This is a genomic window from Flaviflexus ciconiae (assembly GCF_003971195.1).
GTDB lineage: Bacteria > Actinomycetota > Actinomycetes > Actinomycetales > Actinomycetaceae > Flaviflexus > Flaviflexus ciconiae.
Genome location: NZ_CP034593.1, coordinates 821176 through 842891 on the forward strand (window position 1 = coordinate 821176; position 21716 = coordinate 842891).

Below are 21716 nucleotides of genomic sequence, written 5' to 3' on the forward strand. Positions count from 1 at the left end.
TCCTGCGGGAATCCGTGGGGCCCGTTCCAACACCAGCCTAGGAATCTCCGGCTCGATGACCACCACCAACGAAGGATTCGTGATGACAACGCCACGTACCGGCCGCGCGCCGCTCACTCTCCACCCGGACCGGCTCTTCCCTGCCGATCCGACCACCCGCGATATCACGCGTAAGATCTACCAGCAGATTGTTGACCTGCCGATCATTTCCCCGCACGGTCACGTGCCGGTCGAATGGCTTGCCGATGACATTCCGTTCACCGACCCGACCTCCCTTCTTCTCACCCCGGACCACTACACGAACCGCATGCTTCATGGCGCGGGCGGCGTTGAGCTATCCGAACTCGGCGTTCCCGTGGGAAGCGAGATGACACCCGAACAGTCCCGGAATGCGTTCCGCAAGCTGTGCGAGAACTGGAAGTACTTCCGTGGCACCCCGGTTCGCTACTGGTTCGAGCAGGAGTTCTACGACCTGTTCGATGTACGGGTGCGCCCCAGTGCCGACACTGCGGACGAGATCTACGACCAGATTGCCGCGAAGCTCGCCACCCCCGAGTACCGGCCGCGCGCTCTCTACCAGCGGTTCAATATCGGGGCGATTGCCACGACCGATGATCCCTGTTCCGACCTGTCCGGTCACGCGAAGTTGCTGGCAGATCCGACATGGGACAGCAAGGTGGCCCCGACGTTCCGGCCCGATGCGTACCTCGAGCCGGGCCGGTCCAACTGGAATGAGCTCACAAACAACCTGGGTGAGGTTACGGGCGTCAATGTCGACACCTACGCCGGCAACCTGGAAGCCATGAGGACCCGCCGCCAGTACTTCAAGGAGCACGGCGCCGTCTCCTCCGATCACTCTCACGCCGATGCTGGATGCGAGAGGCTCTCCGACCGGGAAGCCGAAGCGCTGTATGCAAAAGCAAGACAGGGCACGATCGAACAGGCGGATGCTGACAGGCTCCGCCGCCACATGATCAACGACCAGGCGAAGCTTGCCACCGAGGACGGGCTGGTCATGACCCTGCATCCGGGCGTGTACCGCAACCACGACACGCAGGCCTTTGAGCGCTACGGTGCCGACGTCGGCGGCGACGTTCCCTACGCCATTGAGTTCACGAAGGCACTTCAGCCCATCCTTGACTCCTACGGCAACGTTGACGGCTTCCAGCTGGTCGTGTTCACCATGGACGAGACGGTGTACAGCCGCGAGCTGGCCCCCATGGCCGGCTACTACCGCTGCCTCTTCGTTGGCGCCCCCTGGTGGTTCATCGACGAGGCTGACGCCATCATGCGCTACCGCCGTTCCGTCACCGGGTACGCAGGCTTCTACAAGACATCCGGGTTCATCGATGACACCCGCGCCTTCTGCTCGATCCCGGCCCGCCACGACCTGGCCCGCCGCATCGACTCCGCCTTCCTCGGTGGCCTCGTTGCCGAGCACCGCCTCGACATGGATGAGGCCGTCGAGACCGCTATCGATATTGTCACCACCCAGCCGCGAAAGGTATTCAAGCTATGAGCACGCAACTGACCCGTTCCACCCACGGTAGGCCAGCCGCACCCGTGCGGATTCTCCACGTGGGGCTGGGCAACTTCATGAGAGCCCACCAGGCCTGGTACACGGAAAAAGCCAGTAACGCCGACGAGTGGGGAATTGCAGCTTTCACGGGCCGCAGGCCTCTGATGGCGGAGCTGCTGGCGCCCCAGGATGGTCTTTACACTCTGATCACCAAGGAGGCAGCCGGTAACTCCTACGAGGTCATCTCGTCAATCGTTGCCGTCCATCCCGCCTCCGACTTCGCTTCCTTCATTGGCTACTTTGAGTCCTCGGACCTGTCGATCGTCACCTCAACGGTGACCGAGGTCGGCTACTGCCGCCGCCCCGACGGCTCCCTGGATCTGGAGGACGCAAGGGTGGCAGCCGACCTGGAGGCACTCAAGGAACTTGTCGGTAAAGAAATGGAGCTGGGCTCTGCCGAGCTCTCCACGGCGCCCGCGAAGATCCTTGCCGGTCTTCTTGCCCGTCGGGCCGCCGGGGTTGGACCGCTCACGATCCTGCCGTGCGACAACCTGCCGGACAACGGTTCAGCATTCGCACGCGTTGTGGCCGATGCTGCCCGCGAGGTCGATCCCAGCATTGTGCAGTGGATGGTTGAGAACGTCTCCTGGGCCACGTGCATGGTTGACCGCATTACCCCCGCAACTTCCGATGCGGATCGAGACGAGTGCGAGAAGGTGCAGGGCTACGCCGATGCCTCACCGGTTCCGACCGAGCCCTTTAGCGAATGGGTTATCTCGGGCGACTTTCCCGCGGGCCGCCCCGACTGGGAAGTCGCCGGCGCTCAGATCGTTGAGGATGTCGAGCCCTACGAGCAGCGCAAGCTGTGGATGCTGAACGGCTCCCACTCCCTCATGGCCTACGCAGCACCGATCTTCGGCCATGCGACCGTGGCCGACGCCATCGGCGACCAAGTGGTGCGGGGCTGGGTTCAGAAGTGGTGGGAGGAAGCCGGCTCCGGACTTCAGGTCGAATGGGAGGACTACGCGGCAGCCCTCCTGGCTCGCTACGAGAACCCGAACATTCGTCACCTGCTGGCACAGATCGCACACGACGGTTCCCAGAAGATCCCCGTCCGCATCGCACCCACGCTGATCAATCAGCGCACGCAGGGTAAGCTCCCGGTCTCCGCAGTTAAGGCCGTTGCAGCCTGGATGCTCCACTTGCAGGGCTATGGCGCACCTGTTGTCGACAAGAGCGCCGACAAGGTCGCCAGCCAGCTGAACGACAACGCAACGAAGAATGCCGAAGTCGTTCTCAACTATGTGGCACCCGAGCTCAGCGGCGATGCCGAACTCGTCACCGCGATCGCCGATGCAGCAGAGGAAATCCTCAGCTTCGTCAAGGAATAATCCCTGGCCATCACGGATAGTAAAGCGTCAGGGGCGAGAGAAGAACACACAATTCACTCCCGCCCCTGACGGCATATCTCATATTAAAGCGGCAATTAGACCGCGAAACTCAGACTATTCAGTATGTGAACTCTCCCGTGAGCATGCCGGTACAGTTTAAGCCCTCATCCCTTAGGCGGTTAGTTACCCTCGACCACGTTTTCCAGGTAGAGGCGTGCCCGTCTGATTCGCAGGGGTAGGTCGGGTGTAACACCGGAGGGCAGGTCGTCCACCGGCCACCACTGCACCTGTTCGCTCTCGTCACTCACGGAGAACTCTGCATCCGGATCTGCAATCGCTGCAAACCCAACGTCCCAGTGGCGAGAACAGGTAAAACCGCCGTGCAGGTCGTGCCGATCGAGGTCAACAACTCCCCCGGTCAGTTCAAGATCTTCGATCCCACTTTCCTCGCGGGCTTCACGAACCGCGGCGGCCTCAAGCGTGTCGTCGCCTGCTTCGAGATGTCCGCCGAACTGGACCCAGAACTGACCCTTCTTGTGAAAGGTCAGCAAAATCTGGCTGCGGTCCGGTGAGAACACGAAGCAGCTCGCCGTGATGTGCTGATCGCCAAACGGCTTCCACAGCATGGCCTCACCGTCGGCACCCACCTTGACGAGATATGACTCCTTCAGTTGCTTCTGGAAAGGGTCGATCGACGAGTAGGACATGAGGTGAGAGATAACAGATTCGAGCACACTGTAATTCTACGTTCCGCACCCAGTCGCAGGTACTCCAACGTGCCAGCTACGGACAGCCCTCACTTATCCTCTCCTGGGACTCATTGCTTGATCCCGATGCTCATTGCCTGGCCACGGGGTTTACCGACTACCCGGCCCAGGCTCACAACCGTGCCGATGTTCACCACCCTGCCTAGGTTCATTACCACACCCAGGGGCATGACCCGACCACTGAGGTTCATGACTCGGCCCATGAACTACTCGGAGTAAGCAACCTGATGGTCAACCTGCATTGCCTTGAACATCCATAATTTCAGAATTGTCTTACCTGGAGTTTGTGGCGACATATCGGCGTTTTCGGGATTTTCTAGCAATGCCCTTGAAAAGACTAGGTGACTCACCCCTTGACAGGCACCCGGTTAACTGGTTAGTTGGTCATGTAATTAACCAAGGAGGTGGTCATGGACTTCTCAGCCCAGACTCCCATCTACATCCAGATTGCGGATGACATCAGGAGGCGTGTTGTCACCGGAGAACTACAGGCAGGTGACCAACTTATGTCGACCACTCAGTACGCCACGACGTATCGGATCAATCCGGCAACCGCTAATAAGGCTTTCGCCACTCTGGTTGAAGAGGGCCTCGTTGAGAAGCGCCGTGGAATCGGCATGTTTATCACTCCTCATGCACACGAAACTCTGACAACCGCTGGTCGTGCAACGTACCGGGAGGAGACTCTCTTCCCCGCCGTTGCAGCCGGCCTCGAGCTCGGCCTTACCCCTCAGCAGATCATTCAACTCACCACCGACCTTCTCAAGGACGCATCATGACTTACTCCATTTCTATGACGAACGTGTCGTACGCGTACGGCAAGAAGGAAGCTCTTCGCGGCATCAACGCACAGATTCCGGCCGGCACCATTACGGGCCTACTCGGTCGCAACGGCTCCGGGAAGTCCACGCTGGCAATGCTTCTTGCGGGTCAGATGAAGGCGGAGGGTGAGCTTCTCGTTAACGGAACCTCTCCCTGGGAGAATCCGGAGATCATGCCGAACACGGTCCTCGTATCGGATTCGACCTCAATCTTTCTCGATAACAAGCTCGGCAGGTCGTCCGAGCTGTGGCGAAACAGCCGCCCGAACTGGGATGAGGACCTCTACAACGAGCTTCTCGACATGTGGCAACTGTCCGAGAAGGACACCTATTCTTCACTATCCCGCGGGCAGCAGTCGGCTTTCGTTGCCGCTCTTGGCCTTGCGTCTCAGGGTGAGCTCACGATTTTCGACGAGGTCCATCTGGGCATGGATGTGGTGGTTCGCCAAGAGTTCTACGACGCCATGCTTGCCAGCTTCGTCAAGAAGCCCCGCACCATCATTCTCTCGTCGCATCTCGTGTCCGAAATCGAGAACCTCATCGAGGAAGTTCTCATTGTTGATCGCGGCAAGCTCATTGCAGCCGGCTTCGCCGATGATCTTCGCGAAGAGCACGGACAGGACGGTGCTCAGGCATCGCTCACCGATGTTCTGATCAACCTGACCGGAAAGAGGATAGGGAAATGACGACCACAACCATGACCCACAGGAGCCTCTACAACAGGATTTCCACCCAGGACCTGAAGGCGTTCTACTGGATGACGCTGATCGTCGCGGCGATTATCACCTCCATGTACACCGTCCTTCCCTTCATTCCCGAGTCGTGGCTGGAAAACTACGGAGGCGATAGAACCAACAATTTCTTTCCGCCCGAGGCGATTGATAATCCGCGTTTCGTTCTGATTCCCGAAGCAATTACCTCGACTCTCGTCATCATCCTGTTCGTCAACGGGATCGTCACGGCGGCAGAGAACCGCACAATGCTCGGTGCCGGGGTGACCCGCAAGGCCGCCTGGATTGATGGACGGGTAGCAAACATTGGTATCGCGACCATGATCTACGTGCTCTGGACGATCGCCATCGCGGTAGCCGTTCTTCTCGACGGTGGGTTCACCAACCTCGATGTTGGCATCATGGTGCAGAGCTCGCTCACGTTCTACGCGGCCCTGCTCGTCGCCTTTGAACTCGGGTATGCCATCTCGATGCTGTTCTGCCGCTACCACTGGTTCGGCGCACTCATCGCCGCCGGTATCGGCATCACCGTTGGCATTCTCATCATGATCATGCAGCGGGGCGAACTTCCCGCGGACTGGGCCTGGTACACCTGGCTCGCCACCATCGCCTTTGTTACCTTCGCCTTCGCGGCCTCACGCCACATGCTGTTAACGCTTCCAATGAGGCGCAGCTCGTAATGGCAGGACCCCGCCACACCAGCCACACGACTCCGGTCAACCATCCTTGTGGCCGCCCGGTCACTCCCTATCGACACTCTCTCCTCGCATCCAACACCGCACCGACGAATTTTCCGCCCCGTTAGGAAGGCACCATCATGACTCACGCCCAGCTAGCCGCGAGGTACGCGCCCGCCGATAGTCGTAGCCTGCGAACCACACTGGGCTGGACTACCGGGATGGTCGCCGTCATCTTTGTCGTTGCCGGGATCTTCCCCACCGCGTGGTACGAGGAAACTCAGGAGATCCTGCAGACCACCCGGATTGGTCTCGAAGGGAGGGACCTGGAATTTGTCCGAGCCGCCGACATGGTGACAAGTTCCCTCACGGTTGTTGCACTCGTTGTCGGCATCATTACCGCCGGCGAGTTCCGCACCTACCTGGGTGCCGGCGTCACCCGCATGTCGATATGGACGAATGCTCGCAAGAATGCGATTGCCCTCACCATCGTCCTTGTCATCTTCTCAACAGCCTCACAGTTGCTCGGCATTGCCCTCGACAGCGCATGGGATGATGTCTCCTGGTCCAAGTTCGCTATCGTTGCACTGGCCTCTGCCGGAGCTTTCCTCCTCGCCCACGAGTTCGGTTACTTCGTTGCTCTCATGCACGTGCGTCTGACGATCTTGCTCGCCCTGGCAGCCACCCTCCCCATCATCTTCCTCTCGGTCTTCACCCTGGTGCAACTCAGCGTTAACGGGTGGGAGATCTGGACCTGGATCTGGCTCGCCATCATCCTGACCGTGACTATTGGAGGCACCCACAAAGCAACAAGCACGCTACCCATGAGGCGGAACGGCTACTAATAACCACAGCGTTCCGACCGGCGCCGACTCCGGCCCCGGCACCACAGGTCCCCGACCGCAATCCCGTTCGGGGACCTTCTGTTTCCACAAAACAATTCACGAGGCAATCGCAGGCGGAGCACGACCCAGCAACAGTAACCGCGACGAGCAACACTCGGCCAGGAAACCCCAGGCACGTCGATCCATTCAGCTCAATGTACGCAGACACCAAAAGAGAGCGGCGCGTTTTTCAATGCCATTGCCGGGCGAGAAGAACGGGTCTACGATTAATTCAACAGTCGTTGAGTTAAGGGAGCGTGGGCCCGGTCGTGAATCAGCAAAACGAGTCGGCAGAACCGCGTGCCACCTCCAACACCGAATCAGCAAGCCAAGCATCCGCACCACCACCTGCCGCCAATTCCCCGGAGCAGCAGGGAGGCGATAGCGGGAAACGCCGCGTCGGCCGGCGGGCGGGTCGTTCCGCCACTCGTGAGGAGATCCTCAACGCCGCTCGTCCAATGTTTGCTGAACGCGGTTTTGCGGGAACATCCATCCGGGCAATAGCCCGCGAAGCAAAAGTGGATCCCGCTCTCGTCATGCATTACTTCGGCGATAAGGAGGGCCTGTTCCGTTCGGCTCTCGAGTTGCCCGTTAATCCCCGCGAAATTCTCAGTAAGGTCATCGAAGGCGACCGGGAGAAACTGCCGGAGCGGATCATCACGACCTTCCTGGCCGTGTGGGAAGGTCCGGTTACGGGCGAAGCGATGCAAGCAATTGTCCGCCGCGTCTTTGGCGAACCGGATTCATTCAACCTCGTACGTGACTTCATGGGCGAACTCATCATTGAATCCCTCTCCCCCGCTCTGAAAGATGTTCCCGAGGAAGAGGCGCGCGCTCGTATTTCTCTCGTTGTGTCCCAAATGCTCGGCTTTGTGCTCGGTCGCTACGTCGTTGGGTTGGATTCCCTGCAGCGCATGACACACGAAGAAATCGTCACATACTTGGAACCCACGCTCCGCAGATACCTGCTCGCCGATCTCGGCGACATCGACACCTCCGCCGGGGAACACTCATAAGCATGTGAACTCTTCGCAAGATCGAGTGTGCAACATTCACGGTAAAGCCCGCGAACCCGACCGCACCGCTCTCGCCAACTAAAGAAGGCTTTGATGACAACGACTCCAGCAGTAGCATCCGAACCCGCAATCGCTATCCGTGGTCTCGTCAAACAGTTCGGTAGCACCACCGCTCTTGACAGTCTCGATCTCGAGGTCCTTCGGGGTGAAACCCACGGCTTCCTTGGCCCGAACGGCGCAGGTAAGTCCACCACCATCAGGGTTCTCCTTGGCCTGCTGAAGGCAGATGCTGGGGACGTTAGCCTGCTAGGGCAGGATCCTTGGAAGAACGTTGTCCCACTGCACCGCAGGCTGGCCTACGTCCCGGGCGACGTGGTGCTGTGGCCGGGGCTATCGGGCGGGGAGGCCATCGATCTCCTGGGCAATCTACGAGGCCGACTGGACGAGACTCGACGCAAGCACCTTATCGAGCGTTTCGAACTTGATCCGACGAAGAAAGGCAAGCAGTATTCGAAGGGCAACCGTCAAAAGGTGGCCATTATTGCCGCGCTCTCCTCCGACGTTGAGCTCTTGATCCTTGATGAGCCCACCGCGGGACTGGATCCGCTTATGGAGGCGGTGTTTCAGGAGGAGATCGCTGCTGAGAAAGAGCGAGGGCGAACCATTCTCCTGTCGAGTCACGTCATGTCCGAGGTCGAGGCACTCGCCGACCGGGTCAGCATTATCCGACAGGGGAAGATCATCGAGACAGGTACCCTAGCCGATCTGCGCGGCTCCGAGCGTATTTCCATTTTCGCTACCGTTCGCAAGCTTCCCAGCTCGCCTTCCGAACTGGGGCCACTGATCAATCCGGTATTAAACGACCATCTGCTCAACGCATCGGTTGCTCCCGAGAATCTCACGCAGGCCATGACCAAGCTGTCGGCCCTTGGCCTCGATCAGCTCGAAGTCTCACCGGCCTCTCTCGAGGACCTGTTCCTGAGCCATTACTCCATTGGATCTTCGCGTGAAACAGACATTGCCGACCCGGAGGGCGCGCGATGATCGGGAGAGACTCTCAGAACGTCGTGGACGGCCGGTGCCAAGAAGGCTCGGTGACGGCTGAGGCATCCACACAGTCCAACCGGACCGCCGGCATCAAACCCCTCCTCGTGGTGTCCCTCCGGCAGGACCGCCTTCTCATTGCTCCGTGGATTGCCCTGATCACGGTTCTCTCCGCTTCTTCGATCCTCGCCTATCTCTGGGTGTTTCCGGATCAGGCGGACCGCATGGCACTGGCGAATGCCATGGGGTCCAATCCCGCCCTGTCTTTAGTCTTCGGCCCGGCCCACAACATGCTGACCTCCGACGGGTTTAATGCCTGGCGTGCCGGTCAGCTCGGCGCATTCTTCTCGGGTCTCATGACGATCTTTATCGTTGTCCGTAACACGAGGGCCGCAGAGGATTCCGGGCAGGCAGAACTGCTGGCATCGGGAGTTATGGGCAGGGGTGCTCGGCTAGCCGTCGCAGTGTTCATGGCAGCAATCGCCTCCCTGGCACTTGGCGTCGTCTGCTTCGTTGTCACCGTCCTGTGTGGCGGCGGGGTTATCCCAACAGTGTTGCTGAGCGCTAGCTACACGGCCTCTGGCCTGATGTTTGCCGGCGTTGCCGCGCTCGGCTCACAGTTGAGTGGCGATGCTCGAGGAGCGACCAGCCTATCGATAGCAACTCTCGGCATCATCTACGTCCTGCGTGGGTACGCCGACACTGGCGATCTGGGCAACTGGGCATCCTGGGCCACTCCCCTGGGCTGGCTCGGTGAGATCAGGCCGGGTACCGCGAATAATCCTTGGCCACTTCTGTTGGCACTCGGCTTTGCCATCCTTCTTATTTCCGTAGCCTTCCTTCTTCAGTCCAAACGCGACTTTGGTTTCGGCATGCTGCCACAGCGTCCCGGTCGGCCCCGCGCCGGTCTTGCCCGCACGATCTGGGGCCATTCCCTGAAACTCCACCTGCCGAGCATCGTCGGCTGGCTCATCGCATTCGTAGGGCTTGGCGCCCTGTTTGGCACACTGGTAACCACTATCGACAAAATCATGGCGAACAGCCCTGGTATTCCATTCCTCCAGGGAGGGGAAGGCGACCTTGCGGCGACCATGTCCTTCGCTTTCCTCGGCATGATCCTCAAGATCCTCGCAATCATCGCCGCGGTTATGGGTGTGCAGGTGATCATGAAGATTCATTCCGAAGAGGCGAGCGAAAGGGCGGAGCCGCTACTTGCTGGTTCACTGTCTCGACAGAAGTATCTGGCTTCCCACGCCATCATTGCCTTTGCCGGAACCGCTCTTGCACTTCTCGTCGGTGGACTCTTCCTTGGGATCGTCGCCCACGCCAGCGAACCCACTATTAACACCTGGCAGGTGCTTCACCAGGCCCTGGTCACGATCCCCGGAGCCTCGGTGCTGGTCGGGCTCGCTCTCCTTGCGGTAGGCGCAGTGCCATCACGAAGGCTCGTTGGTTGGTTAGGTATTGTTGCGACTTTTGCCCTCACGATCCTTGGCCCGACGTTCAACCTGTGGAACTGGGCGCTAGCGATCTCTCCCCTTTACCACTTGCCCAACGTCGGTGTGGCCGATCCCGACTTCGTCGGGGTGACCGTCCTTTCGCTCATCACCATTGTCTTCACGACAGTGGGCTTCCTAGGCTATCGCCGCAGGGATATGAACATCTGATCGGCTGCCGAAGGATCGTCTTCAGCTTCGCTGGATGTGTCCTGCGTGGATCGCTCAGGTAGATCTCGTGATGTGTTCCCGACAGGGCATGACCATCTCCAGCGATCTTCTTGTGCATTGCTGAAATGACGGGACCTTCCTCAGAATAGGGACCAACATGGAGGGTCTGCAGTGCGTCTCCTTCATCGAATCTCTCAAAGCGAACCTGTTCAATGAGCCGTGGAGCATCCGCCTTCATCACAACATCAACTCGACACCGCTCAATCGTCTCTGCCGTGATCCAGTTCGGAACCATGATCATCATCGTCCACCGCCACGATGTCTTGTCGAGCCCTGAGGCGAACGCGTTCATGTCATCTGCCCACCAGAGGCCCTCCAATGGCATCACCACGTAGTCGCGACCCAGTTCATTCTTGCTGAAGAACTTTATCCGGTAAGCAAGCGGGTACAGAGCCCCGAGAGAATCCCGGTACTCCTCGGAGGTATTCGGGTCGCCCATGCCATCAATCTTCAGGAAGTCCATGGGAGGAACCGTCAGGTAGTCGAGTAAACCCATTTTCGCCCGGTAGTGCGGTTCCTTCTTATGATCAACCTTCATGACATCCACTGCTCCCGACATCTTGCAATACAAACCGTGATAACCAGACAGACCGCGGCACCGTTGAGTCTCCCATCCAATCAAAATGGAAGGCATTACTCATCGTTCACCGGCGCAGCCGGAAAATCCGACCACACGAAGTAGGCAAACTGGACCCTCGTTATCAGACCCTGGTCTCGGGAACTTCCTTACCTTCACCGGTTCCGTCGTCCTTTCTCCTACGGAACCGGTTCACACCTTTGGACATGCCTGAGCGGAGTCTGCCGGCACTATCTCGAGCCCGGTCACCTGCACCACTTCCAACACTCTTAGCACGTTCCATCGCTCCGGTGCTCACGTCCCTTGCTCGGTCCCGAGCCGCTCCGCTGGCGTTTTTTACTGCGTTGAGGCCGTCACTACCTTTATCGACAATGTCATCCTTGAGGTCACCGACGGCTTCCTTCCAGCCACGTCCTTCGATCTCGGTTGCTGAGGACTCGATCCCAATACTCTGCTCAAAAGCACTGATGTCGTGGAGGGTCTCGTTCCCGGCCTCCACAATCCTTTTTCCGTTCACTGGATTGAACAGGACGCCGGCCTTGCCGATCGCAGCAGCCGCGTTGATCCGCTCGATGAGGTTGGCGGTTGTCTGAGCGATCTCGGTCCTGCGCTTTTCCCGCGCCCTGACCAGCGACCTCCGGTGGGCGTCGAGTTCCTCGGGGACGCATCAAGCACCCTATCCAACTCGAGCACCCCGAGTGCGTCTTGCAGTTGGAAAGACCGGGCGAGGACAGCCAACCATTCCACGACAGACTTCTCGGTGTCGCGTACAAGCTCGGCGAGTTCATCAACCCGGTTTTCTTTCTCAATCTTCTCTGAAAGCCACTGGATCTGGCGGAGTGCATAGGCCTGTGTTTTCGCAATGATCTGATGAGAGCCCTGAATTCTCGACCAAGTCACCTCGGAAACGCGTCCGACTTCCTGTCTTGTCACGCATGCGTCGTCGAGCACGAGACCAACGCCGATCATGTCGGCGTAGACAGCATCCTTTTGTGCCCGAAGGACGTCATCCACTTTGGAGTCGATTGTTCTGAGGTAATCGGTAATTTCCTCCATGGCGTGCTCCATGGCTTGCTGCGCCATGAGCCCGGCCACGCCCGACAGTAGAGCCGGATTAGTCAGGGCCGCACCCGGTGTTCTCAGAAACTGAAGGTGTTGAGCAAACTTCCCGTCCTCTATGAGCGTCCCGCGAAATGTTGTCTTCGAGGAACCCTTCAGTGTTGTTCCCTTCTTGAGCGCCTCCGCCGACTCTTCGGTGAGCTTCAGCCACCTGCCGAAATTAGCGGTGACCTCAGCTCCAGCCTGAGTGAGAGCCGCTCCCCGACTCATCCCCGTGCGGAGCATACTGAGGTCAAGCTCTTTTGCTTCCATACCGGCACCCGCCAGAAACTGCTCAACGGCTGTCTTCTCGCCAATAACGGCGACACCATTGCCGTCCGCGATCAGCTCAACTTCGTCCGACACAATAGCTTCCTTTGGCAATCCCACACATCTGGCAACGTCCTGCACACACCATTATTGTCCATGAGCCGTACTCAATGGTGTGAAAGGAAGGAAACTTATATCGGTGAAGCCACGCCTGCTCCGGAGCATTTTAGCTCCCATATTCTACTTATCGACGACAGCGGCATTGTTCCATCGGAAACTTCCTTCGCCCGCAGGTGGGGACCAGGCACCACCCGTTAGCCCGTCGACCTTCGGTGCCAGCTCTTACACTCGTTAAAATGCAGCCCACACAGGAGCGCAACCGTGGAATTTCTTTTCCTGCTTTTAGCCGCCTTCGGAGCCTGGTCGCTACTTGCCCCCGGCAGCCAGTTCGAGATCATGAATACGCTTCGTTATCGGGACCCCGAGTATCACGAGCCGTCCTCTTTCGCCCTCATAATGACCCGGATCAGCGGACTCTTGATCATCGGCTTCTCGGTCTGGATGAATTTTCATATGCCGGAGCCGCCGCCGTAAGTCTCTCACTCACATCGGTTGTAACAACGACTTCTACCTTCGCTTCCACGGAGCATTCATTGCGAACGGCACACTCCTTCACGAGCGTTGCTCAGTTGTTTGTGGGCGTCGCTATCTCTCGTTGGCGTTCAACGAGGTCAGCAATCTGCTCGGCATAGATCTCCGGAATCGTGGCTTCGAGTTTCTCGACCTCACCTTCGGTGATCAGAACCGAAGTTCCATCAGCATCGACACCCCAGAACCTGGATCCATCCCCAAGAACCATGATGAGAGGGACAACGCTTCCTACGCCCCACTCGGCTACCTTTTCGCTTGCGGTCAGGATACTGGCCCATTCCGGTAAATCTTCAACATCGAAGCCGAGAAGAACAACGCCCCGCCAAAACGTCCACGCGGGAGCCACGGAGAACAGTTCAGGCTCCGGCCATGCTTCAGGCCTGGCAATGATCGAGACACCATTGGTCCGCTTCGTAAGAGCAACAAACTCGGACGGGACTTCAACCGGTAGCAGCGACTCCACTCGACTTATCTGCTTCTTATCAGGAGTACTAGCGCCGACAGCATAGAAGATCTCGTCATCCACTGGACCAAGAGTCTCCCAGATAGCCTCGTGAAACTCCTGATCTCTGTTGCCGCGCGCCATTGCTGTCCTTTCAAAGATTCCCAATAATGCTAACAGTCAGCGATTCTTGAAAGCACAAGACAGATGCAACAGCGGGGACTCGGGCTAGCGCAACTAATCCATTTGCCGCAGGCACCGACCCATGAGCAAGCATCTTCAACCTCTCGAAGCTCCGACCCCGGCATTTCCAAATCTATTTACTCGTCACCTGCCGGTTGTGGACCATGGCAATCTCAACCCAGTCCGATAGCTGCTGGTCATCAGCGATGACATCTGCCGATACCTCAATCCATCCCGGCCCCAAGTCACGCCCCTTACCCATTTCCGCCTGCATGGCCCAGGACGTTCAAGCAACTTGTCATGTTGCTCAGCGTCAACCCGAACCAGCAGCCCACCGTCCTTCAATGCACTAACGATCATCCTTTCGTTGACCATCATGGACCTACCGCCGAACATCGACACTTCACGCACGTCCGGCTCATCTGCAATCAGATCTCGAATCTTCTCTACCAGTGCGATTTGTTCTGGAGTCATCGCGTGCTCCTCAATCTTGAGCAGACACCATCACCTGCTCGTTGAGGTCCACAGTATGCGAGGGGTGCCTGTCATGCTCGGCGAGATCCAGATACATCGATCCGTCCGCCAATCCCACCGGTGATCGCGTAGCCAAAGTCCACATGGTCCGCAAGATGGTCGACAGGAAGGGCGATCCCGTCCAACACCTCCGGGCGCGCTCCAGGCTGGCCGGATCGCGGCCGGACCGGTTCGTTCAAAGGTTACCGGACACATCATCGAGAATCTGGCCCGTCCTCTTCTCCAATGCTAGCCGTGCCAGCCCAACCCGGATCAGCACATATCAAAACGTAGAGGGGTAGAGCGCGTTCGCGTCACAGACAACCAGCGCTATCAGCTCAGTCCGAGCGTGTGAGCCTCCGCCGCCAACTCGTTCGCTACAGCCGAGCGGCGCGCGTCGTCCTCCTGCAGATAGCGAACCAAGGACGAGGCCATGATACGGCAGTCTGTGCCGACCGTACGGTAGGCGATCAGCCCGTTATCGAGCAACCCGATCAGAAACTAGCGAGACACGTTCAGCACGTCCGCTGCCCGTTGCGTGGTTAGCTCTGCGTCTGTCGGCTCGGGCACCGGCTTCGCAATGTCACTCATTACCCCACCCCTGCTAGTCGAACTAATCGAAGTATTCACGATAAATGTACCGGTATGGTTCGTCACTGCTAAAGGATCGCAGCACTTTTGTGGCGCACTGGCGGAATGTTGTCAGGCTTGCGCGTCCCACCAGTCGAAGACGCGGATCGCTTTGTGGGTGACCCATTTGGATGGCTCGCCGGTGGGGCGTCCATGTGGAACCAGACTTTTCCTTGTAGCTGGTGGCCTTGGAGCCAATTGCCGTTTGGCTGTCGTTGCGCGCGGATGTGCTCGATCGCCCACTCTCCGAGGATCCGGTGATGTGCCATCGGCGATAGCGGCGGTACGGAAGTCATCCGCGGCAGCGAGAACGCTTAGTAGGCGCGGCGCGGAGGTGCGAGGCTCAACGTCCAGTCGTTGAAGGGTTTCCCGGTCGAGAGCTTTTGGAACAAGCCCCCTGGATAAGACGTATTCCTCCCCGCGGTGTCGGGCCGCGCGAACACGGTCTGCGTCCCCGGTGGCGAGTTGATGGTCCAGCAACCCAATGAGGGAGTTGAGTGTGGAGTGGAACGAGGAGACGGTCGCTCCTTCGACCCACTCGCGTTCCAGCCACTATCGTCGAGCTGGTGTTCCAAGAACCAGTCGACGATATCATCGACGTCCGCCCCTAGCCAGAGACCGTTGGACAGGGTCCAGGAGTTCATGTAGCAGTCCGCCTCACCGTCCTAGTACGGCAGGTCGTCATACTCCCAGCGAGGATTCGCTTTCAGCCACTGTGCGGTGTTCCCTAAGTCGGCGGCGTCAACACCCCACTCGCGAAGGTCTTTCAGCGCCCAGGTGGTACCTGTCCAGGGCTGTGGCTCATCGGTGTCAGACTCCCATCCTGCCGGGAAGAACGCACCGCCCGCCCACTGCCCATCAGTATCCTGCCGGGCAAGTAGCTCGGCGCCAAACCCCTCGGTCGCTACCCGTGTCCGAGTCACCTGCCATACCTTCTCAGGCACACCCAGGATGTCGCGTTGGATTTGCCAGCGTAGCGCTGGGTCAGAATCGTGCAACCATTCGGCAAGGTCGTCGCGGATCATCACTTGCTCCGTTCGTTTGCGAGCGGTCGCCACACCCTCCTTGGAAGGCCTCCTGCTGGTCCGTTCATTTGCAATACCATTCGGAACGAATCCGGAAGCCGTGTTCCCGGGTTCTCCTATAGGTACTTTGTTGGGTTTCTACCGAGAAGAAAACGCTGGCAACCAACTTTACGTTGATATACCAGCGTTTTACGTGGTCGGGCTGGCGGGATTTGAACCCACGACCCCTTGACCCCCAGTCAAGTGCGCTACCAAACTGCGCCACAGCCCGTTCGCGTTTGCGACTTTTCAAGATTAGCCCAACGGAAGGTTAAAACTCCAATTAGACCGGCCGCTAAAAGCGTTATTGATGCCACTATTCCCGGATTCGGATAGAGAGTGACGTGACCCCACCCTCGCACTTCTCCAATTCGGTCATGGCAGTGGTGATGACGTTGAAGCCTTCTGCCTTAAGCATCGCTGCGGTTTCGGTAGCGGTCTCCGACATGAGGATCGTTTCACCGTCGAGGATGAGAACACGGGAGCCCTGTGGCTCGAGTGCCCTGCGATATCCCGGGAAGTAGGATTCCGGCGGAGCCGCCTTCGGGTGAGCAATGAAGGTGCCGTCCGGAAGTGCAGATACTGCTGACTTCAGGTTCAGAGCATGCTGCATCGGGACTGTGACAACCGTCGGCTCGTATGCGGAGAGTCCACGCTTTAGCCAGTCGAGTCCATCGAGATCCGTGCGGGTCGAGAGGCCGGCCCAGATGGTGCCATCGTACTTGAGGATGTCGCCTCCCTCGAGGTAGCCCCAGTCGGCTAGGTGCTTGATCTTCAGTCCCTGCTCCCGCAGAGTCTGTTCGACCGCTACCGTTTCCGGTTGCCTGGACGGGAATCGTGGCTTCGCAATAACCGCGGTGTCGCCGTAAACAACAGCCGTGTCTTCGATGAAGACGGAGTCAGCCTGGTGCGGTGCTGGTTCGACTTCGATAACCTCTGCCCAGTCGCGGAGGATGTCGCCGTAAGCCTCCCACTGAGCGAGTGCCAAGTCTGCGTCTACCCCCTGGCGGGTCATGTGGGTGAGCAGCCCGTTCTCAAGCTTGGGTGAAGGCTTCCGAACAAGTGCCTTGACGAGCCTCATCGACTACTTCCTCTTTCTGCGTTCACGGACCTTGACGGAGATCTCGATCGGTGTTCCCGAGAAGTCAAACGTTTCGCGAAGCCGGTTCTCAATGAAGCGGCGGTAGCCGTGTTCAATGAATCCGGTCGAGAAGATGACGAACCTGGGCGGGGCCGCACTCGGCTGGGTGGCGAATAGGATCCTCGGCTGCTTACCACCGCGCACCGGGTGCGGGTGCGCGGCAGAGAGTTCGCCCAGGAAGTTGTTGAGTTTCGAGGTGGTGATCCTGCGGTTCCAGTTCTCGTACGCGTTATTCATCGCGGACGAGAGACGATTCGTATGCCAACCGGTCAGCGCCGAGAGATTCACCCGCTGAGCCCAGGACAGCTGGACAAGCTCGCGTTCAAGTTCGCGGTTGAACTCTTCTTGGCGATCAACATCGACCAGGTCCCACTTGTTCGCGATGATCACGAGAGCCCGACCAGCATCAACCACCTGCTGGATAACCCGCACGTCCTGTTCCGTCAGGGGCTCTGAAGCATCGAGAAGAACAAGACCGAGGTCTGACTTTTCGATGGCGTTCTGGGTGCGGAGCGATGCGTAGAAGTCGGCACCGGAGGTCTGGTGGACGCGGCGTCGGATGCCGGCGGTATCAACAAAGGTCCAGGCTTCGCCATCCAGCTCGATGAATTCATCGACGGGGTCGCGCGTGGTTCCAGCGAGCTCGTTCACAACGACCCGCTCCTCCCCTGCAAGCCTGTTCAGCAGCGACGACTTACCGACATTCGGGCGGCCTACGAGAGCAACCCGGCGGGGACCTTCGGAACGATAGCGCGAGTTCACAAGGGATGTCTGCGGCAGGATCTTCATGATCTTGTCGAGCAGGTCACCGGAGCCGCGGCCGTGCAGCGCCGACACCGGGTAGGGCTCGCCAAGGCCGAGAGACCACAGGTAGGCAGCGTCCGCCTCCTGCATGTCAGAGTCCACCTTGTTGGCCACCAGAACAACGGGCTTGCCGGAACCGCGAAGGAGCTTGACGACTTCCTCATCGGTTGAGGTTGCTCCAACAGTGGCGTCAACAACGAAAGCAACGGCATCGGCTTCGTTGATAGCGAGCTCTGCCTGCTGGGCTACCGACAGGTCAAGGCCTTTGACCTTCGATTCCCATCCACCCGTATCGACGACAATAAAGGGGCGCCCGTTCCAAATTGCGTCGTAGCGGACGCGGTCACGGGTGACTCCGGGAGTATCCTGCACAACCGCTACTCGTTTACCGAGGATGCGGTTGATAAGGGTGGACTTGCCGACATTGGGGCGGCCGACCACCGCGAGGACGGGAGGGACGGGGCGTTCCTTGGCCGCGGGAGCATCGCCCTGCCATTCAAGATCGGCAAGGTCCTCCTCGGTCAGGTCGTACTGGTCGAGTGCGCTACGTAGCGCTTCCGTCGACTGATCGTCGATCATGTCGCCCTCCTCATGAGGTCTTCGACGGCTTCCACAACTTCGTCGATGCTCATCGACGAAGAGTCGATGGTGTGCACACCATCGGAGGCTGTCATGAATTTTGTGACCGCACTGTCAACGCGGTCCCTGCGGGACACAATGTCCCTGGTCTTTTCGATGGTTTCCTCATCTACCTTGCCGGAAATCTCTTTCGCACGGCGTGCGAGACGAGCTTCCTCGGAAGCGATGAGAAGAATACGTACATCGGCATCGGGCTTGACCACCGTTGTGATGTCACGGCCCTCAACAACAATGCCTTTACCACCCGAATACGAGTCGGCTTCCAGTTCAGCGTCGATGATGTCCCGCTGCAGGGAGATGAGAATGTCACGCACGGGGTAGTAGGAGGAAATGGTCGAGACGACCGCCGACAGTTCCGCGGTGCGGATAATTTCGGTGATGTCCTCACCGGCGCAAATCTGGGTCTGATCGTCCGGGTCCACTGGAACGGTAACGGGAAGCTTCTTAACGGATTCGATCACGGCTTCTTCGTCATTCAGGTCAACACCTTCGTGCATAACCCACCAGGTAGCGGCGCGGTACATGGCGCCGGTGTCGAGGTAGGCGAGGCCGTTCCTGCGTGCGGTCTCGCGCGACACGGTTGATTTGCCGGAGCCGGACGGCCCGTCAATGGCGATTGTGATGCCCACTAGTTTTCCTCCATCTCCACCGAAGCAACAGTCCATCCCCGCTCTTCCAGCCCGTCAGCAAGCGGACGTGCCTGGGAAGGATTGACGGCAATCGCTGCGCGGCCCACGGGCTGAGCCCTCGAGTGTTCAAGGGTCAGATCCTCGATGTTAGCCCCAATCTCGCCTGTCTCCGTAAAGAGGCGCCCGAGCTCGCCCGGCTTATCGGGAACCAGAACGGTCACGGTTGCGTACCGCATGGGGGCGCCGCCGTGCTTACCCGGGATCCGGGAGACTCCGACATTGCCGTCGGAAACGACCTTGGCGACCTCGGAAACACCCGCATACGAGTCCTCGGTGACCATCCGGTCAACACCGTCGATAAGGCCGTCGAGACGGGTGCGAATGTCTTTAAGGATGGTGGAAACCGGGCCGGGGTTGCCGGCAATGATCGTTGACCAGAGCTTCGCATCGGAACTCGCGATACGCGTCACATCCCGTAGTCCCTGACCTGCCAGGTCCAGGCTCGTCGGAGTGGCTTCAGTCAGCGTTGCGGCGAGCAGGGACGACATGAGCTGCGGAACGTGGGAGACACGGGCAACGGCAGCATCATGAGCTTCCGCAGTCATCTCCACCGGGAATGCCCCAACCTCCATGGCAATCTGCTTGATCAGAGCAACGGCCGAAGGAATCGTCGTCTCGTGCGGGACAACCACCCAGGGCCTACCAATAAACAGGTCACCGTCGGCGGCAATGGCACCGGAGCGCTCCCTGCCTGCCATGGGGTGGGAGCCGACGTAGCGTTCCTTACCGCCTTCCACTTCGGCAACGACAATGTTCTTGACCGAGGCAACGTCGGTAACGATTGCCTGCGGGAATGACGACAGAGCATCGTTAACCATGTCAGCCGCAACGTCGGGCGGTGTCGCAACGATAACGAGATCCGGTGCAGTGGATTCTTCGGATGCTTGTTTACCTGCACCGAGGTCTTCGGCGAGTGCCGCCATGATCGGGCTCGCGTCAACGAGCTGGATTTCATGGTCCTTGGAAAGGGCCAGCCCGAGCGATGTGCCGAGCAGGCCCGATCCAACAATCCGAATGATCACAGGTCGACCGACTTCATAAGGACCGCGAGTTCAGAACCACCGACGATACGGGATTTGCCGGGCTTGAGCCGGCCGAGACCGATCGTTCCAAACTGGGTGCGAACAAGGCGTACAACGGGGAAACCCACGGCGTCGAGCATGCGGCGCACAACGTGGTTGGCTCCGGAGTGGAGGGTGATCTCGACGATCGAGTTGGGCAGACCCATTTCGATGATCTTAACCTTGTCGGCCTTGACCACACCATCTTCGAGGGTGACGCCCTTCTCTAGGCGGTTTGTTGCACCCTTGTTGATCTGTCCCTCAACGGTAGCCACGTACGTCTTCGGCACCTCGTAGGAGGGATGGGTAAGGCGGTGCGTCAGGTCGCCATCATTCGACAACAGGATAAGGCCCTCTGTTTCCTGGTCGAGGCGGCCCACGTGGTAGAGCCTCTCATCGCGATCCCCCACGAACTGGGCGAGCGAGGGCCGTCCCATCTCGTCCTCCATGGTCGAGACGATCCCGGCGGGCTTGTGCAGGGCGATCGTTACCTTCGACTCGTCGAACGTGACCCTTTCCCCATCGACCCGGATGATCTGGCCGGGTTGTACGCGGGTGCCGAGACGCGTGACGGTCTTGCCGTCAACCGAGACTCGTCCCTGTTCAATAATGTCTTCGCAGGCGCGACGAGATCCCACGCCAGCATGCGCCATGGCCTTCTGAAGGCGCTCGCCCTGTTCACTCATTGTCGATCCTTTTCTATGTCGTCGAGCTCATCGAGCTCAGGCAGGTGCGGGGAGGCAGGCGGAAGCTCCGCAAGCGATGTCATCCCCATCTTTTCTAAGAAATATCCAGTTGTACCATACAGAACAGCACCGGTTCCTTCTTGGCCTGTCGCCTCCACAAGGCCGCGAGTCATGAGGGTGCGGACAACGCCGTCGACGTTCACTCCGCGGATCTCGGCAACCTGGGCACGAGTAACTGGCTGCCTGTAGGCAATCACAGCAAGTGTCTCAAGAGCGGGGCCTGAAAGCCTTGCCGTATGGCCAAAGGTGACGAAACTCCCCACGATTTCTGCGTATCGAGGCGAGGAGTACATCCGCCATCCCTCCCCCGCTTCCCGCAGTTCGAAGCCGCGCCGCGGGCCCGTCTCACCCCGGTACTCGGCAGCAAGTCCACGAAGAGTTGAATCAATGACTGCCTCAGAGATACCGAGAACCTGAGCAAGGGACCTCGTGGACACGGGCTCTGACACGACCATCAAGATCGCCTCAAGAGCACCGCGTATGTCTTCAGGACTGATGCCATGAGAACCATCCCGGACAGGGCTGTCTGTTTCTAACGACTCCTGACCAACGTTGTTCAAGAAAGACGAGTCCTCTTCTGTATGATCCGATTCTGTTGGATCCGTTTCAGAACCATCCAAGACGGTACTAA

At 58.9% G+C, this 21716-nt stretch carries 23 protein-coding genes, 1 tRNA gene and 1 pseudogene; 10 read left to right on the forward strand and 15 right to left on the reverse strand.

The window, feature by feature from the left end:
• Window positions 1-82: 82 nt before the first annotated feature.
• Both uxaC and EJ997_RS03685 read left to right on the forward strand, forming a co-directional pair.
• Window positions 83-1519: a glucuronate isomerase gene (gene uxaC / locus EJ997_RS03680; RefSeq protein WP_126703390.1), complete on the forward strand. Its 1437-nt coding sequence runs from the start codon at window positions 83-85 to the stop codon at window positions 1517-1519.
• Window positions 1516-2910, forward strand: a complete 1395-nt coding sequence (locus EJ997_RS03685) for a mannitol dehydrogenase family protein (RefSeq protein ID WP_126703391.1) — start codon at window positions 1516-1518, stop codon at window positions 2908-2910. The genes uxaC and EJ997_RS03685 overlap by 4 nt, the downstream gene beginning before the upstream one ends.
• A 179-nt stretch (window positions 2911-3089) precedes the next feature.
• Here the strand turns inward: EJ997_RS03685 and EJ997_RS03690 are convergent, their stop codons facing one another.
• Window positions 3090-3644, reverse strand: a complete 555-nt coding sequence (locus tag EJ997_RS03690; protein ID WP_206501802.1) for an NUDIX hydrolase — start codon at window positions 3642-3644, stop codon at window positions 3090-3092.
• A gap of 443 nt (window positions 3645-4087) precedes the next feature.
• Between EJ997_RS03690 and EJ997_RS03695 the strand changes: the two genes are divergently transcribed.
• The 7 genes from EJ997_RS03695 (at window position 4088) to EJ997_RS03725 (ending at window position 10517) form a co-directional block, all read left to right on the forward strand.
• The gene (locus EJ997_RS03695; RefSeq protein WP_126703392.1) at window positions 4088-4456 is read left to right on the forward strand and encodes a GntR family transcriptional regulator; all 369 of its coding nucleotides are present in this window, start codon (window positions 4088-4090) and stop codon (window positions 4454-4456) included.
• On the forward strand, window positions 4453-5184 hold the full coding sequence (locus tag EJ997_RS03700) for an ATP-binding cassette domain-containing protein (RefSeq protein WP_126703393.1): 732 nt from the start codon (window positions 4453-4455) through the stop codon (window positions 5182-5184). Before EJ997_RS03695 ends, EJ997_RS03700 begins: the two co-directional genes overlap by 4 nt.
• A complete protein-coding gene (locus EJ997_RS03705) occupies window positions 5181-5909 on the forward strand; it encodes a hypothetical protein (RefSeq protein ID WP_126703394.1) in 729 nt (242 codons plus the stop codon). Before EJ997_RS03700 ends, EJ997_RS03705 begins: the two co-directional genes overlap by 4 nt.
• A 137-nt stretch (window positions 5910-6046) precedes the next feature.
• The gene (locus tag EJ997_RS03710; protein WP_126703395.1) at window positions 6047-6751 is read left to right on the forward strand and encodes a hypothetical protein; all 705 of its coding nucleotides are present in this window, start codon (window positions 6047-6049) and stop codon (window positions 6749-6751) included.
• Window positions 6752-7059: 308 nt separating this feature from the next.
• Window positions 7060-7806, forward strand: a complete 747-nt coding sequence (locus EJ997_RS03715) for a TetR/AcrR family transcriptional regulator (protein WP_126703396.1) — start codon at window positions 7060-7062, stop codon at window positions 7804-7806.
• Between the two features lie 93 nt (window positions 7807-7899).
• Window positions 7900-8850 carry an ABC transporter ATP-binding protein gene (locus EJ997_RS03720; RefSeq protein WP_126703397.1) on the forward strand — a complete coding sequence of 317 codons (951 nt, stop codon included), beginning with the start codon at window positions 7900-7902 and terminating at the stop codon, window positions 8848-8850.
• The gene (locus tag EJ997_RS03725) at window positions 8847-10517 is read left to right on the forward strand and encodes an ABC transporter permease (RefSeq protein WP_206501804.1); all 1671 of its coding nucleotides are present in this window, start codon (window positions 8847-8849) and stop codon (window positions 10515-10517) included. The genes EJ997_RS03720 and EJ997_RS03725 overlap by 4 nt, the downstream gene beginning before the upstream one ends.
• On the opposite strand, the gene EJ997_RS03730 is transcribed toward EJ997_RS03725, so the two are convergent.
• From EJ997_RS03730 to EJ997_RS03740, 3 genes are all read right to left on the reverse strand, one after another.
• Window positions 10468-11115, reverse strand: a complete 648-nt coding sequence (locus EJ997_RS03730; protein ID WP_126703398.1) for a GyrI-like domain-containing protein — start codon at window positions 11113-11115, stop codon at window positions 10468-10470. The two genes, EJ997_RS03725 and EJ997_RS03730, sit on opposite strands and share 50 nt — an antisense overlap.
• Before the next feature lie 163 nt (window positions 11116-11278).
• Complete coding sequence (locus EJ997_RS03735) at window positions 11279-11653, reverse strand: hypothetical protein (protein ID WP_126703399.1); 375 nt, start codon at window positions 11651-11653, stop codon at window positions 11279-11281.
• Window positions 11654-11667: 14 nt separating this feature from the next.
• A complete protein-coding gene (locus EJ997_RS03740) occupies window positions 11668-12618 on the reverse strand; it encodes a hypothetical protein (RefSeq protein ID WP_126703400.1) in 951 nt (316 codons plus the stop codon).
• Between the two features lie 285 nt (window positions 12619-12903).
• On the opposite strand from EJ997_RS03740, the gene EJ997_RS03745 reads away from it, so the two are divergent.
• Window positions 12904-13116, forward strand: a complete 213-nt coding sequence (locus EJ997_RS03745; protein WP_126703401.1) for a DUF6199 family natural product biosynthesis protein — start codon at window positions 12904-12906, stop codon at window positions 13114-13116.
• 91 nt (window positions 13117-13207) lie between these two features.
• Here EJ997_RS03745 and EJ997_RS03750 read toward each other — a convergent pair whose 3' ends face one another.
• From EJ997_RS03750 to scpB, 11 genes and pseudogenes are all read right to left on the reverse strand, one after another.
• Entirely contained in the window at window positions 13208-13759 is a 552-nt protein-coding gene (locus tag EJ997_RS03750) for an SMI1/KNR4 family protein (protein WP_126703402.1), read from the reverse strand.
• Window positions 13760-13931: 172 nt separating this feature from the next.
• A complete protein-coding gene (locus EJ997_RS13910) occupies window positions 13932-14060 on the reverse strand; it encodes a hypothetical protein (protein ID WP_323052646.1) in 129 nt (42 codons plus the stop codon).
• A gap of 71 nt (window positions 14061-14131) precedes the next feature.
• Window positions 14132-14272 (reverse strand): annotated as a pseudogene (locus EJ997_RS13915) (TfoX/Sxy family protein); the annotation flags it as partial.
• 1334 nt (window positions 14273-15606) lie between these two features.
• On the reverse strand, window positions 15607-15966 hold the full coding sequence (locus EJ997_RS13090) for a hypothetical protein (protein WP_206501805.1): 360 nt from the start codon (window positions 15964-15966) through the stop codon (window positions 15607-15609).
• A gap of 194 nt (window positions 15967-16160) precedes the next feature.
• Window positions 16161-16237, reverse strand: a tRNA-Pro gene (locus EJ997_RS03765).
• An 84-nt stretch (window positions 16238-16321) separates the two neighbouring features.
• On the reverse strand, window positions 16322-17086 hold the full coding sequence (locus EJ997_RS03770; RefSeq protein WP_126703403.1) for a dimethylarginine dimethylaminohydrolase family protein: 765 nt from the start codon (window positions 17084-17086) through the stop codon (window positions 16322-16324).
• Between the two features lie 3 nt (window positions 17087-17089).
• On the reverse strand, window positions 17090-18529 hold the full coding sequence (gene der, locus EJ997_RS03775) for a ribosome biogenesis GTPase Der (protein WP_126703404.1): 1440 nt from the start codon (window positions 18527-18529) through the stop codon (window positions 17090-17092).
• Window positions 18526-19218 carry a (d)CMP kinase gene (cmk, locus tag EJ997_RS03780; RefSeq protein WP_228201567.1) on the reverse strand — a complete coding sequence of 231 codons (693 nt, stop codon included), beginning with the start codon at window positions 19216-19218 and terminating at the stop codon, window positions 18526-18528. Before cmk ends, der begins: the two co-directional genes overlap by 4 nt.
• Complete coding sequence (locus EJ997_RS03785; protein WP_126703406.1) at window positions 19218-20300, reverse strand: prephenate dehydrogenase; 1083 nt, start codon at window positions 20298-20300, stop codon at window positions 19218-19220. Before EJ997_RS03785 ends, cmk begins: the two co-directional genes overlap by 1 nt.
• Window positions 20297-21025: a pseudouridine synthase gene (locus EJ997_RS03790; RefSeq protein ID WP_126703407.1), complete on the reverse strand. Its 729-nt coding sequence runs from the start codon at window positions 21023-21025 to the stop codon at window positions 20297-20299. The genes EJ997_RS03785 and EJ997_RS03790 overlap by 4 nt, the downstream gene beginning before the upstream one ends.
• Window positions 21022-21582, reverse strand: coding sequence for an SMC-Scp complex subunit ScpB (scpB, locus tag EJ997_RS14035; protein ID WP_126704925.1), 561 nt, complete (start codon window positions 21580-21582; stop codon window positions 21022-21024). The genes EJ997_RS03790 and scpB overlap by 4 nt, the downstream gene beginning before the upstream one ends.
• Window positions 21583-21716: the final 134 nt, after the last annotated feature.

Bases quoted from the DNA above. Each gene is read 5' to 3' on its own strand.
- EJ997_RS13910 (WP_323052646.1), bottom strand. From the start codon at position 14,060: ATGGGTAAGGGGCGTGACTTGGGGCCGGGATGGATTGAGGTATCGGCA.
- uxaC (WP_126703390.1), top strand. From the start codon at position 83: ATGACAACGCCACGTACCGGCCGCGCGCCGCTCACTCTCCACCCGGAC.
- EJ997_RS03720 (WP_126703397.1), top strand. From the start codon at position 7,900: ATGACAACGACTCCAGCAGTAGCATCCGAACCCGCAATCGCTATCCGT.
- EJ997_RS03710 (WP_126703395.1), top strand. From the start codon at position 6,047: ATGACTCACGCCCAGCTAGCCGCGAGGTACGCGCCCGCCGATAGTCGT.
- EJ997_RS03725 (WP_206501804.1), top strand. From the start codon at position 8,847: ATGATCGGGAGAGACTCTCAGAACGTCGTGGACGGCCGGTGCCAAGAA.
- der (WP_126703404.1), bottom strand. From the start codon at position 18,529: ATGATCGACGATCAGTCGACGGAAGCGCTACGTAGCGCACTCGACCAG.
- EJ997_RS03695 (WP_126703392.1), top strand. From the start codon at position 4,088: ATGGACTTCTCAGCCCAGACTCCCATCTACATCCAGATTGCGGATGAC.
- EJ997_RS03730 (WP_126703398.1), bottom strand. From the start codon at position 11,115: ATGAAGGTTGATCATAAGAAGGAACCGCACTACCGGGCGAAAATGGGT.
- EJ997_RS03705 (WP_126703394.1), top strand. From the start codon at position 5,181: ATGACGACCACAACCATGACCCACAGGAGCCTCTACAACAGGATTTCC.
- EJ997_RS03750 (WP_126703402.1), bottom strand. From the start codon at position 13,759: ATGGCGCGCGGCAACAGAGATCAGGAGTTTCACGAGGCTATCTGGGAG.
- EJ997_RS03700 (WP_126703393.1), top strand. From the start codon at position 4,453: ATGACTTACTCCATTTCTATGACGAACGTGTCGTACGCGTACGGCAAG.
- EJ997_RS03790 (WP_126703407.1), bottom strand. From the start codon at position 21,025: ATGAGTGAACAGGGCGAGCGCCTTCAGAAGGCCATGGCGCATGCTGGC.
- EJ997_RS13090 (WP_206501805.1), bottom strand. From the start codon at position 15,966: ATGATCCGCGACGACCTTGCCGAATGGTTGCACGATTCTGACCCAGCG.
- EJ997_RS03685 (WP_126703391.1), top strand. From the start codon at position 1,516: ATGAGCACGCAACTGACCCGTTCCACCCACGGTAGGCCAGCCGCACCC.
- EJ997_RS03770 (WP_126703403.1), bottom strand. From the start codon at position 17,086: ATGAGGCTCGTCAAGGCACTTGTTCGGAAGCCTTCACCCAAGCTTGAG.